This is a genomic window from Acinetobacter harbinensis (genome assembly GCF_000816495.1).
Classification (GTDB): domain Bacteria; phylum Pseudomonadota; class Gammaproteobacteria; order Pseudomonadales; family Moraxellaceae; genus Acinetobacter; species Acinetobacter harbinensis.
The window spans coordinates 1914411-1926930 of sequence record NZ_JXBK01000001.1; the positions used below are offsets into that span (position 1 = coordinate 1914411).

Annotated in this window: 9 protein-coding genes and 2 pseudogenes; 3 read left to right on the plus strand and 8 right to left on the minus strand. The window is 40.3% G+C overall.

The annotated features are described in order from the left end of the window. The 5 genes and pseudogenes from SE27_RS14490 to hrpA all read right to left on the minus strand — a co-directional run. The coding region (locus SE27_RS14490) for an AAA family ATPase (RefSeq protein ID WP_455549984.1) at positions 1–364 on the minus strand (364 nt) is incomplete at its 3' end. Positions 365–452: 88 nt separating this feature from the next. After that, a complete protein-coding gene (locus tag SE27_RS08965; RefSeq protein WP_227504636.1) occupies positions 453–2480 on the minus strand; it encodes a hypothetical protein in 2028 nt (675 codons plus the stop codon). A gap of 256 nt (positions 2481–2736) precedes the next feature. Then, a pseudogene (locus tag SE27_RS08970) lies at positions 2737–3502 on the minus strand (1-acyl-sn-glycerol-3-phosphate acyltransferase). Between the two features lie 21 nt (positions 3503–3523). Next, the gene (locus SE27_RS08975) at positions 3524–4633 is read right to left on the minus strand and encodes a beta-ketoacyl-ACP synthase III (protein WP_039622713.1); all 1110 of its coding nucleotides are present in this window, start codon (positions 4631–4633) and stop codon (positions 3524–3526) included. 28 nt (positions 4634–4661) lie between these two features. After that, entirely contained in the window at positions 4662–8582 is a 3921-nt protein-coding gene (gene hrpA / locus SE27_RS08980; RefSeq protein ID WP_148308928.1) for an ATP-dependent RNA helicase HrpA, read from the minus strand. A gap of 571 nt (positions 8583–9153) precedes the next feature. On the opposite strand from hrpA, the gene ahpC reads away from it, so the two are divergent. Next, positions 9154–9717 carry an alkyl hydroperoxide reductase subunit C gene (gene ahpC, locus SE27_RS08990; protein ID WP_039622717.1) on the plus strand — a complete coding sequence of 188 codons (564 nt, stop codon included), beginning with the start codon at positions 9154–9156 and terminating at the stop codon, positions 9715–9717. A gap of 87 nt (positions 9718–9804) precedes the next feature. Here ahpC and SE27_RS08995 read toward each other — a convergent pair whose 3' ends face one another. Beyond that, positions 9805–10578, minus strand: a complete 774-nt coding sequence (locus SE27_RS08995; RefSeq protein ID WP_039622718.1) for a glucose 1-dehydrogenase — start codon at positions 10576–10578, stop codon at positions 9805–9807. A 319-nt stretch (positions 10579–10897) separates the two neighbouring features. Here SE27_RS08995 and SE27_RS09000 point away from each other — a divergent pair, with 319 nt between their 5' ends. After that, on the plus strand, positions 10898–11104 hold the full coding sequence (locus SE27_RS09000; RefSeq protein WP_039622720.1) for a KTSC domain-containing protein: 207 nt from the start codon (positions 10898–10900) through the stop codon (positions 11102–11104). Positions 11105–11165: 61 nt separating this feature from the next. On the opposite strand, the gene SE27_RS09005 is transcribed toward SE27_RS09000, so the two are convergent. Both SE27_RS09005 and SE27_RS09010 read right to left on the minus strand, forming a co-directional pair. Beyond that, positions 11166–11762: an O-methyltransferase gene (locus SE27_RS09005; RefSeq protein ID WP_039622721.1), complete on the minus strand. Its 597-nt coding sequence runs from the start codon at positions 11760–11762 to the stop codon at positions 11166–11168. A 63-nt stretch (positions 11763–11825) separates the two neighbouring features. Continuing rightward, positions 11826–12047 carry a DUF1653 domain-containing protein gene (locus tag SE27_RS09010; RefSeq protein ID WP_039622724.1) on the minus strand — a complete coding sequence of 74 codons (222 nt, stop codon included), beginning with the start codon at positions 12045–12047 and terminating at the stop codon, positions 11826–11828. Between the two features lie 254 nt (positions 12048–12301). On the opposite strand from SE27_RS09010, the pseudogene SE27_RS09015 reads away from it, so the two are divergent. Continuing rightward, positions 12302–12520: pseudogene (locus tag SE27_RS09015) on the plus strand (alkyl hydroperoxide reductase subunit F); the annotation flags it as partial.

Consider the following 12520-nt stretch of genomic DNA (forward strand, 5'->3'; position numbering starts at 1 on the left):
TAAAGTATTTTAAAACTTGATTGACCAAGTTGAGTTGCTTGGCGTGCAACATCGAAATTTCATCAATAATCAATACTTGGGCATTTTCTAAATGCTCTTTGAGGTATTTTCGCTCTTTCATATTTTTTAAGTCAGCATCGGATAAAAAATCCTTAATGCCAATACCGGCCCACGTATGGATGGTCATACCATTCATATGCGTGGCGGCAATTCCAGTGGATGCGGTGACAGCCACCGGCACTTTGCGTGCTTTTAAATAGTTGATGTATTGATTAAGCGTATAGGTTTTGCCTGCACCAGCTGAACCTGTTAAAAATACATTTTCGCCGGCTTTTAAAAGCTTGAGTGCAGTTTCTTGTTTCATAAGACCTATAACCATAAATGAACGGCTATAGCCTACCGATTTTTTTGCTAAAAGTTAAGTCCAGAACCACACTTAACGACACGAGCTGTCACTTAAACGGCGCAAACTGTGAATTTAACCAATCAATAAACTGAAAAGCCACTTTGACTGTGGCCTCGGGTGCTTTTCGATTCTGCGCATATTCCAACTGATCATAACTGAGCATACCCTCATGTAGTTCACAGCCTAAGGTCAACTGCTGTCCACTGGGGTCGCTCATATGAAAAGCCACATATTGCCGCGCCAATATACGCTCTGTATAACTTAGCGCCAGACAGTGCTGATATCGTGTAGATTCATCAATAATTTGGTCTAAATCGGTCAGCTCTTCAAAACACCAATCCAAGAATTGAATGAGTTTTAGATTGATTAAAGCCGGCCATGTGCTGATCAGATAGTTTTTCTTTAACTGCGCCATAATGTCTTGTTTATGTAAAAACGCATGCCAGTGAATCGCTTGCTGAAAAAGGCCCAGCCAAGTTATATTTTTTGCAACACGGCTGTTTTGTTTCAAGTAAGCCTGCAAATAGTCACGCACATAGGAATCGAAAATCGACTGTTTATTCTGCTGATGCCGTAGATAAAAAATCTGTCTAAATTGATCAAGCGGAATTTGATAACGCTGAAGTAGCGGATAGAAATCACGATTTTCTTGGGTTTCTGGTCGAATATAGCCCAGTAAATCGTGAGGTAATGCTTGGGTTATATGATGCAAATGCAGCATATAGGCTTGCATCACACGGCTTAAAGGCAAATACAGATGCTTCATCTGCTGATCATTTAACTTTAATTGATTACGAATGAAGTCCAGCCATTCATCCAAATACAAAATAGACGGCTGAATAACAGTGCCTAGATTAGCAAAGGTTTGGTTCTGCCCTACGCTGCTAACAGCATCATTATTCTGGGGTTCAAACCATGCCTCTTGTTGCGCCACAGCCGAACAGCGATCAATCAACATATGCGCAGCCGCATACTGAAAATATTGCAAAGTGGCTAAAATAATTTGCGGATGCATCTGACTGCTATCAACAAAACTTAAAGCCATCATCGCAACTCTGACAGCACTGTGCTGAATATTGCCACTGAGCCAATCGAGTACCTCACTGGATTGTTTAAACAACCAATTTACCGCACGCGCACTATCCAATAAAGGCAGCTTGACCACTTTTGGCTGCCAAATATCAGTGCTATATAAAAAATGATGCTTAGCCAATAGATCATCATGCTGCCAAAGTTCACGGTGCATCAGTCGAACAAAACCTAATAACCTTGGGGTTTCTTGCGCATGACGATAAAGCTGCTGAATATTCTCTTGTTGCTCAAGCAACTGTGCCAAGTTAAAGCGCTGCTCAAAAATAACAGCTACAGTTCGGTACATCGCAGCAGGCAAAAATTGCTGAGCGCTAAAACAAAAATGATCGAGGCTTTTGATTAACGGCTGTAACGGCAAAAACTCATCGCCAGATATATTTTGAATCGTACAGCTCTGTTGCAGCATCTGTAGAATAGCTTCGGGTATTGGCCGTTGATGTTGAACATAATCCTTCACGACAGCCGTAGAATAAATTGTGGCTTGCCTCATCAGCTGATCAATTATTTCAGCATCTGCTACGCTCAACGTATTTAAAAAATTCTGAATTCGTTCGCGGCCCTTTACCCAAACATACACTTGATCTAATAAAAGCTGGCGCAATTGCTGGGCTTTTTGCCGCAAAAAAAGTGATTGCTGTGGTTTTAAATCACCAGTTAAAAAATATAATTCTTGTTGAAAAAATTGCTCTAAGCCATCTGCATTTTGCTCAACATAACTAAAATCACGACTCAAAATAGTACTGCAACTCATGTTTGGTGCATGAAATTGCAGGCAAAATAAATTATTTACCAGATGTACCCGATGCTGGGTTGGATCAATGTGAAACATATTTCCCGCATTTAGATTACCCAAGATATTCAGCTGATCTTGAAAAATCTGCTCAAGAGCATCAAAGCGCTTGAATAGCTGTTTCACCACTGTTTGATAAGGCAGCATTAACTCTGGCTTTAGTTTATTTTGTTCAAATTGGATGGCTTTCACCTTAGAATAAATTTAATAAGCAATCGCCAACAATGTATGCCGTGCAGAACATTTAATCAAATATTCTGCCATCCGTTATGTAAATGCACGGATTAATGCTTTAAATACAAAGCAATATGATACGCAATATTTTTTAGTAAGTTATTCATTTTTAAGTTTAATTTTTTAAAACTATCAGCACCCATATTAACTATAGTCATCATGCTGATTGGCGATATCCTGCAAGCAGAGAAACATTAAAAATAAAATTTTTATTCTAGGTGTTAAATCTATCATCCGCATCACGCTGTTGCCTTAACTGTGCCAATCCAGCATAAATTTGCTGTTGAATCTGATCACGAAAAGCACTTAACTGTTCAGTAGTTTTAATATCTATTAAAGACTGTGGCGGCATAAATTGAAAATAAAAAGCAATTCGTTTAGGAATAATATTTTTCGGTAATGACGGAATTACATCCCCATGGCGCAGCAGCCGATCCAGTGGCGCAATCTTTAGACTGCTGAAAAGCTTGACTCTGAATCAGCCTATTGGCATCAAAGCCTAGCTCAAAAATTTCATCACCACCCAAAGCGGCAAAAGGAATAATGTCATAATTAAATTCTTGCGCCAGCTTTAAGAAGCCATAGCGTTGTTTCCAAATGAGCTGATAGGCCTCGCCTTTTCGCTTTAATACTTCACGCCCACCCCCAGGGAACACCAAAATAGAATATCCCTGCTGCATCAACACACGAACCTGTTCTTTGACGCCATCTACCGCACCAAATTTCTTTACTATATTGCGCCAAACGGGCACATAAAAATGACTATGGTCAGCAAGGCTGACAATAGCCACTTTGTGTTGGTTATACAGATAATCAATCAGCATGGGTGAGTCAAATATGCCATAGATGCTGTGATTTCCAACATACATGGCCGGTTTTGCAGCATCAATATATTGCTCACCTAAAAAAGTCGGTGTGAAATATCGTTTAGATAAGGCGGTTAAGCGCTTAATCCATTTTGCATCATGCTCAACCTGCAATATTTGACTCCTTCAACAAGATTAAGCAACTACATGTTTTTGCACCAAAATAGAACCGACCGAATAACCAGCACCAAATGAACACAGCACACCATATTCACCATCATTCACTTCATGTGCGGTGCGATGTAAAGCAATGATCACGCCTGCCGATGAAGTATTGGCAAACTCATCTAAGATAATCGGTACAAGGCTACGGTCAGCATCTTTACCGACCACATATTTTAAGATCAGATCATTCATGCTGGCATTGGCTTGATGCAACCAAAAACGTTTAATATCCGTCGGTAGAATCTGATTTTTCTCAAGTTGCTTGGTGATAATTTTTGCCACCAAGGGACAAACTTCTTTAAACACTTTACGCCCATCTTGACGGAATAATTTATCATCGACGACGGCATCTTCACTGCGGTTTAAATAACCAAAATTATTACGGATATTATTGGAAAACTGAGTAAATAGATGCGTATCAATAATATCAAAACCTGTTTTGGTTTCGGTGTCTTCAATAATAGAAGCTGTGGCCACATCACCAAAAATAAAATGACAATCGCGTGAACGGAAATCCGTGTGTCCCGAAGTAATTTCAACATTCACCAACAGTACACGGCGCGCACCGGTTTTAATGGCATCAGCAGCTTGCTTTAAGCCAAAGGTTGCCGCAGAACACGCCACATTCATATCATAAGCATAGCCTTGAATCCCCAGTGCGGTTTGAATTTCAATGGCAACCGCAGGATAAGCACGCTGCATGTTGGAACATGCCATAATCACCACGTCGATATCATCTGCGGTTACACCTGCATTTTGCATGGCTTGTTGCGCCGCAGCGACGCCCCATTCTGCTTGAATAGATAACTCATCATTGCTACGTTCACGCAAATGCGGATATAAACGTGTCGGATCTAAAATGCCAGATTTTTCCACCACATAACGGCTTTTGACCCCAGAGGCTTTTTCAATAAATTCAGCATTAGAACCACGACGTTCCTCAATCTCACCTGCGGCAATTTTCTCGGCATGATCGTGATTAAACAGTTCCACATATGCATTTAAACTGGTGACCAACTCTTCATTGGTAATGGTTTCTTCTGGATGATAAAGACCAGTACCGGTAATACGAATGCCCATGTAAAACTCCTGTGAATGACGTGCAATATTAACCAATGGCCAATTGAGTCCATACTTTTTGTAATCGGGTTGCAGAAATAGGCATCTTGGTTTTCATTGGTTGTGAAAACAAGGAAATGCGCAATTCTTCCACCATAAAGTACAGCTCTTTTAGTCGAACGTCATTTTTGAACTTAAATAATTTTTCCATCCACGGATCAACTTGATCAATGGCAGAATTGTCTCTTTGTAGATTATTGGGCAAGCGCTCTAAACGCAAGACCAAGGCTTTTAAATAACGTGGAAATTCTTGCCATATATCCGAAGATTTCACATAAACGCAATTGCCCAGCATCATTAAATCAAGCTGATCCTCGACATCATCAATATTTTTACCAAATAAAGAATCATCTAAAACCAGTAATTTACGGCGAATATCTTGCCATTGAATATAAATATCACTCAGCATCGCCAATGCCACTTGGCCATGAGTTAAAAAAGTTTTTTTCACATTTAAAATTAAGTTCTGAAATTGCTCAGCATTGACCGGCAACTCTGTTATGGCCAATTGTAAGCTGGCATAAATTAACATTTGTTCAAGTTGCGCTTTATCGCCCAATGGCGAATACGCCAAAGCCAAGGGTTTAGCAATTTGCTTTTTCAATTGGCGCACCAAGTCGCCCAATTGCAAGTGCACCAAACGAATGATGCCTTCACGGTGCTGACGCGTGGCTTCGCTTTGATCATTAAAGGTTTGGATCACCACACCGGATTCATCTTTTACATCTAAGCTAGCAAAGGCTTTCACGGGCACCAAGGCTTGATATTGCTTAACGATTACACCGGTAACTTTTTGTGAGGCTTCAAAGATAAAGCTTTCAGGGAAAGTATTAAATTCGCCTTTTAATTGCTTAACGGGGCCATGGGTTTCCGTACGACACCGTGCTTTGAGCTCACTTAAATCACGACCTTGTTCAATAACGCGACCTTTTTCATCGGTTACTTTCATCAACGGCAATAAATACTGCTCAATGCGTTCAAAAGAAAAATCTTTCTCACTGATTTGTTCTGCGCGCAGTTGAAAAGCCAAATAATGAAACAGATGCTGTTGCAGATGCATTGCATCGATACTTTTCATCAGCTTGCGTGCTGTATCTGGAATCGGCACCAAATTACGACGCTTGTCTTTAGGTAAGGATTTTAATAGCGCTTCGATTAGATCCTGACGCCAACCGGGAATTCCCCACGACCAAATATTTTCATCGACCTGTGCTAAAGCTTGCAACGGAATTTTCACCGTAGCACCATCTTCATCATGGCTCGGATCAAAGCGATAACTGGCGGCCAAGCGTAGAGAACCATTGTGCAAGTAATCCGGAAATTGCTGCGTGGTCGGACGATCATTCATCCACAGCGCATCATCATCTACAAATAAATACTGTGGATTTTCTGGTTCAACGGTGGCGCGCCAATCTTCAAAACTGCGACGACTGGCGACCTCTTTGGGCACTTTAGAGGCGTAAAATTGATAAATCGTTTCTTCATCAACCACCAAATCCCGTCGACGTAATTTGTCTTCAACGCGCTCGACTTCTTCAAGTTTAAGTAAATTATGTTTTAAAAATGGCGGCGTAATACCCAAATGACCGGTGGTTAAGGCATCACGTAGGAAAATCTCATGTGCTGCGACTTGATCAACTTTTTCATAATTCATCAAGCTTTTGGGTTCAATAATTAATCCAAACAGTGAAATCTGATCATAGGCATTAACTACGCCCGATTTTTTCGACCAATGTGGCTCAAAATAATGATGTTTTAGTAAATTACCGGCGGCCAGCAAAATCCATTCTGGTTCAATTTTCGCCAAAGTGCGTAAATACACTTGCGAAGTTTCCACCATCTCAAAGGCCATCACCCACGAATTGGCAGCTTTATGTAAAGCCGAAGCTGGAAAAATGCGGGCTTTTTGCTGACGCACCGCCATGTAGATATTTTTTTCATCGGTCTTGTTGGCAATAAAGGACAGTAAGCCGGTAAGCAGCGCGCGGTGTAAATTTTCATAACTGGCAGCTTTGTCATTAAAGGACAGCTTTAATTCTTGTGCTAAACCAACCAATTGCTCATGCGTTTTTTTCCACTCGCGTAAACGCAACCAACTGAGAAAATGTTGCCGCGCAAAATTACGGCGTTTATTTTCATTCATTGATTCACGGTTATTTTGCAGGGTTTCCCATAACTTAATATAGAACAAGAAATCCGAATCGGCTTCTTTAAACAGCGCGTGTTTCTGATCGGCTTGGGTTTGCTTATCAGCCGGACGTTCGCGCGGATCTTGTACCGCCAGCGCAGCCACAATAATCAGCACTTCATTAAGCACACCAAAATGCGCCCCGCCTAAAATCATGCGCGCCAAACGTGGGTCAATCGGCATTTTCGCCATCATTTGACCAATTTTGGTTAAACCATGCGGTGTAGAATGTTTCGCTTCCACAACACTGTTTGTTGATTTTTCAGCAGAATTTTTTGCAGGATTACCTTTTTCATTCATCGCACCCAATTCAATCAGCAACTTGCGACCATCATTGACCAGACGATGATCCGGTGGCTCGATAAAATCAAAGTTTTCCAAATCGCCTAAATTTAGACTTTGCATCTGCAAAATCACCGATGCCAAATTGGTGCGTTTAATTTCTGGTTCGGTAAATTCAGGACGCCCGAGAAAATCTTCTTCTGAATACAGACGAATACACACACCGGGTGCAATACGACCACAACGACCTTTACGCTGATTGGCTGCGGCTTGCGAGACTGCTTCAATCGGTAAACGCTGTACCCGTGAGCGATAGCTATAACGTGAAATACGGGCAAAACCACTGTCAATCACATAACGAATATTGGGTACAGTAAGTGCCGTTTCAGCGACGTTGGTGGCAATAATAATGCGTCGTCCGCTACCACCGGGGCTAAAAATTCGTTGCTGTTCAGCCAGAGCAAGGCGCGCGTATAAAGGGAGAATTTCAGTGTGCCGCGGGCCATGTTTTTCTAAGGTTTCTTGTAGTTCACGAATCTCTTGTTCGGTGCTGGCAAAAACCAAAATATCGGCATGTTCGGGATGACCTTTTTGCTGTGCATCAGCAAAACACTCTTCTACCGCTTGTACCACAGCGCGCGGCAGATTTTCTTCAAAGTCATCAAACTCATCATCGTCACTGCCACCAATACTCATCTCTGAAATGGGACGATAACGTAGCTCTACTGGAAAACTACGTCCTTCCACTTCAAAAATTGGTGCATCAAAAAAGTAACGGCTAAAACGATTAACATCTAAAGTTGCGGAGGTAATGATGACTTTTAAATCGCGGCGTTTGGGCAATAACTGCTTTAAATAGCCCATGATAAAGTCAATATTGAGTGAACGCTCATGCGCTTCATCAATAATAATGGTGTCATATTTGGTTAAATAGCGATCGCCCACCAATTCCGCCAACAAAATACCATCGGTCATGAGACGAACTATCGAATCTTGCGAGCCTTGTTCATTAAAGCGGATTTTAAAACCAATCGATTCACCAAGCTTTTCACCAACTTCTTCAGCGATACGTTGCGATACACTGCGCGCGGCTAATCGGCGTGGCTGAGTATGACCGATCATGCCAGTAAGACCACGTCCGGCCAACATGGCAATTTGCGGCAGTTGTGTGGTTTTACCTGAACCGGTTTCCCCAGCCACAATAATCACTTGATTCTGCTGAATCGCTTGGATCAATTGCTCGGCAGATTGCGTTACCGGTAAGTCTTGATTCAGTCGAATATTGGGAAGACGTGATAAACGATCACGTACTTTATAATTTGATTTTTCAAATAATTCTTGATATTGCGCCTCATTAGAATCTTTACCTTTGCGGAGTCGATTTAAACGATGACGGTCACGCACCATGACCCATTGATCTACATTTAAATCACTTAACACAGATAAGTTATCCTAAAAACAAAAAATTGAACTGAGCATTTTACGCTGTAACACCGTTAAGAGAAAGACAGTGCTCGATTTATTCCTCACCTTTGACATAAAGAATATTCAAAAGCGTCAAAATCTAAATAACAGCGCAGTATTGAAGTACGCCTTCGGCCGTGTATCGTGGCTTCATTTACTCAAGAATCTACAAATTATTGATTGGATTAGATGGCTGATGATCATTGTTGCTCTGACTTCATGCACAATGAAATTGCTGAATCACAAAAAAATGTATCTTTTAAAAAATCTACTCTTGAATTTTACAGCCGCAACCGCCATGTTGTAACACGAGTTAGAAAGTTGATGTTTGCAGTACACGAGTTAGAAAGTTGATGTTTGCAGTTTTGTGGATAAATGCGCGAAAGTCAAAGCAATCAGAACCTCGAAATTGCTTAAAAAAACTGGCTTTATCACACTTAGTTCGGTTTTTCCGATATCAATAATGTAAAAATACTGTTTCACCAATGAAGAAAAGTCCGCTATTCTTTTGGATATTCAATACAAACCTCGACTCATGGAGACAATGATGAGCTTAATTAATACTGAAGTTAAACCGTTTAAAGCACAAGCATTCCTTAACGGTCAATTTATTGAAGTAACTGAAGCCGATCTTAAAGGCAAATGGTCTGTATTCTTCTTCTATCCAGCTGACTTCACTTTTGTTTGCCCAACTGAACTTGGTGACCTTGCAGACAACTATGCTGAATTCAAAAAATTAGGTGTCGAAATCTATTCAGTTTCAACTGATACGCATTTCACTCATAAAGCATGGCATGATTCTTCAGAAGAAATCAAAAAAATTGAATATCCAATGGTTGGTGATCCAACGTGGACACTTGCTAAAAACTTCGAAGTATTAATCGAATCTGCTGGTCTTGCTGACCGCGGTACATTCGTAATCGATCCAGAAGGTAAAATCCAAATCATCGAAGTGAATGCTGGTGGTATTGGCCGTGATGCACAAGAACTTCTTCGTAAAGTTAAAGCTGCTCAATATGTTCACGCTCATCCAGGTGAAGTTTGCCCAGCAAAATGGAAAGAAGGCGAAGCAACACTAGCACCTTCAATTGATCTTGTTGGTAAAATCTAATTCTTTAGATGCCAGAGATTAAAAAAAACCACGCTTTTTAGCGTGGTTTTTTAGTTTTGAACAAAAAGTTTTAACTAAACTCATGACTTAATCTAAAGTTTGAACACCGCCACCATTCACAAAAATGGTTTGGCCACTGACCCAAGTAGAAATCGGTGCAGCTAAATACAACATCGCACCAGCAATATCATCAGCAGTTCCCAAACGCTTAATTGGGGTATGTTCTAACATTTTTTCTTCAATTTCAGGTGTTAATACCGTTGCTAAAGCCGCTGTTCGAGTTGCACCCGGACCTACCGCATTAATTCGAACTTCTGGTCCAAAGTCAAAAGCCAAGTTGGCAACCATATGATTGACCGATGCCTTCGAGCCACCATAACCACTCATATTCGGAGAGGCGTTTTTACTCGACATAGATGATGTCACCACAATTGAACCATAGCCCGATTTTTTCATATGCGGCACACACAATTGACTTAAACGCCAAGCACTGAAGACGTTTAACTCATAATCGCGTCGAATATCATCGACGGTAATTTTAAAAGGATTTTCACGACCGCCACCACCGCCGCCAGCATTGTTAATCAGGATATTCACGGTGCCAAAAGTTTTAATGGTTAAATCCACTAAATCCACCAAACTTTGATCTTCTAAAATATTACATTTAACCGCTAAAGCACGTACGCCAATTTGCTCAATTTCTTTGCAGAGTATTTCTGCCTTTTCCATATTTAAGTCGGCAATCACAATATTTGCGCCCGCATCTGCCAAAAGCAAAGCCGTCGCTTTACCAATTCCATCTGCGCCGCCCGTCACAATAGCCACTTTATCTTTTAAGTTAAAAAGTTCATTTATTTTCATAGTGCTACCCGCAAGTCTAAAGATTTATCTTAATTGACTATACTATAAGTTGCATAATCAGGCTGTCAGTAGATAAATGTTTAACATGGTATTTTAAGAAACATGACTTATAAGTAAAAACTCATATAATATCAATGATATAAATAAAATAAAAATCCATCTCATTTGTTGTGTTTTTGCATATTTAGCCTATTTTTTGACTACACAGATTGATTACACATTTAGGCTATCGATCTGGCGTGTTTTGTCTTACCTTGAGATGAAATGGATATGCTATGTTTGTAGAGCAGTCTGTGGAAATAAAAAAAGGGAGTGGCTTATGGGCGTAATTTTGGTCGTGACTTCTTATAAATACAATGCTTCTTCACGCTATTTAAAAATATTTTATAACACCGGTTTAGGCGAGCTATATCACCCTGTGCCTGAGTTTATTTATGACAATCTATTGCGCTGTAATGATAAAACTGCGTTTGTACGAAAATACTTAGAATATGATGTGCATTTCACCCGTATATCCATTCAATAATAACCAGTTCACAATCAGGCGGTCTACTGCCTGATTCATTCTTTTCATATCAGCACTAAACTTAAAATGATTGAGAACACACCATATATAAACCTGCGCCTATTGGCAGGGTCATACTGATGAAACGCGGATCATTTTCAATCAATTCAATAAAGCACTTTACTTGCGCAGCATGAGAAATCACGTTGTCCACTATTAAAACGCCGCCACACGGATTAAGCATCTTTTGTAGAGAAGCCCAGTAACCCACATAAGCATCGCGCTCAGCATCTAAAAAAATAAAGTCGTATTGCTGAGTAACCTTTGCCAAATATTTTTCAGCGTCACCCACCCAAAAATCAATGACACCATCCAGACCTAACTCTTGCGCATGGTGCTGTGCTTGGGCAGTTCGTGCCGGATCTATTTCTAAGGTGGTCACACGACCTTGAATTTGCTGCACCGCATGCGCTAGCCACAAAGTTGAATAACCAGTTGAAGTACCAATCTCTAAAATTTCTTTCGATTGCTGAATATGAATTTGCATGGCTAAAAATAGTGCAGATTCAGGCTCAACATTTCGATAACGCTGAATTCGATCGGTTTGCTGGGCATCAAATGCAGTAAAATTTTGATACAATGCCTGCATATAGTGTTGAAATGACCGACTTATATGCATCTCAGTTCCCCTACTCTTTATTGGTTATACTTTAAATTATTGCTCTTCATTTAACCTGTATATTTAAGCCGTCGCTTGAATCAATTTAAATCGGGGCAATATCTGTCCCTCGGATAACGTCACCATTTCTTGGAACATGGCCAAGGGTCGTACCCACATTGAGTAATCACCATATAAACATTGATACACCACTAAGGATTCACGTGTTTCACTATGCGTTGCCACATGAAAAACTTGATATAAATTACCTTTATAATGTTGATAGATTCCAGCTTTAAGCGTCATAACCAATTACTCGATAAAAATCATCTTCATGATAATTAAAATTTCGTTTGAGTTCAGACAAATGCTGCATAAAAATTTCAATATTGTCCTTTGCGCACACAACGCTTGGCTTATAAATGATTGGTTTGATGTATTAAATAAAGAACTAATCTACTTATCCGATCGTTAATATTTAAATGAACTGTTTTAACTATTTATAAAATTAGACTACTATTACTGTATTGAATAAATTTACTCCCTTGGAGACGCTGAAAATGTTAGATCAAAATACTGCCGCACAACTTAAAACACTTTTGCAACGTCTCGAAAGCCCCATTGAAATTATTGCCTCTTTAGATGGCTCAGATAAATCCGATAAAATTAAAGAACTGGTCGCTGAAATTGCCGCACTGTCCGATCAAGTCACTGCACGTTTTGATGGTACACATCAGCGTGCGCCCAGTTTTGCCATTGCCAAAGTGGGTGAACAGCCA

Excerpts from the sequence above, each read along its gene's own strand:
- SE27_RS09000 (WP_039622720.1), top strand. The coding sequence starts at position 10,898 with ATGGGCGTAATTTTGGTCGTGACTTCTTATAAATACAATGCTTCTTCA.
- SE27_RS09010 (WP_039622724.1), bottom strand. The coding sequence starts at position 12,047 with ATGACGCTTAAAGCTGGAATCTATCAACATTATAAAGGTAATTTATAT.
- SE27_RS08975 (WP_039622713.1), bottom strand. The coding sequence starts at position 4,633 with ATGGGCATTCGTATTACCGGTACTGGTCTTTATCATCCAGAAGAAACC.
- SE27_RS09005 (WP_039622721.1), bottom strand. The coding sequence starts at position 11,762 with ATGCATATAAGTCGGTCATTTCAACACTATATGCAGGCATTGTATCAA.
- SE27_RS08995 (WP_039622718.1), bottom strand. The coding sequence starts at position 10,578 with ATGAAAATAAATGAACTTTTTAACTTAAAAGATAAAGTGGCTATTGTG.
- ahpC (WP_039622717.1), top strand. The coding sequence starts at position 9,154 with ATGAGCTTAATTAATACTGAAGTTAAACCGTTTAAAGCACAAGCATTC.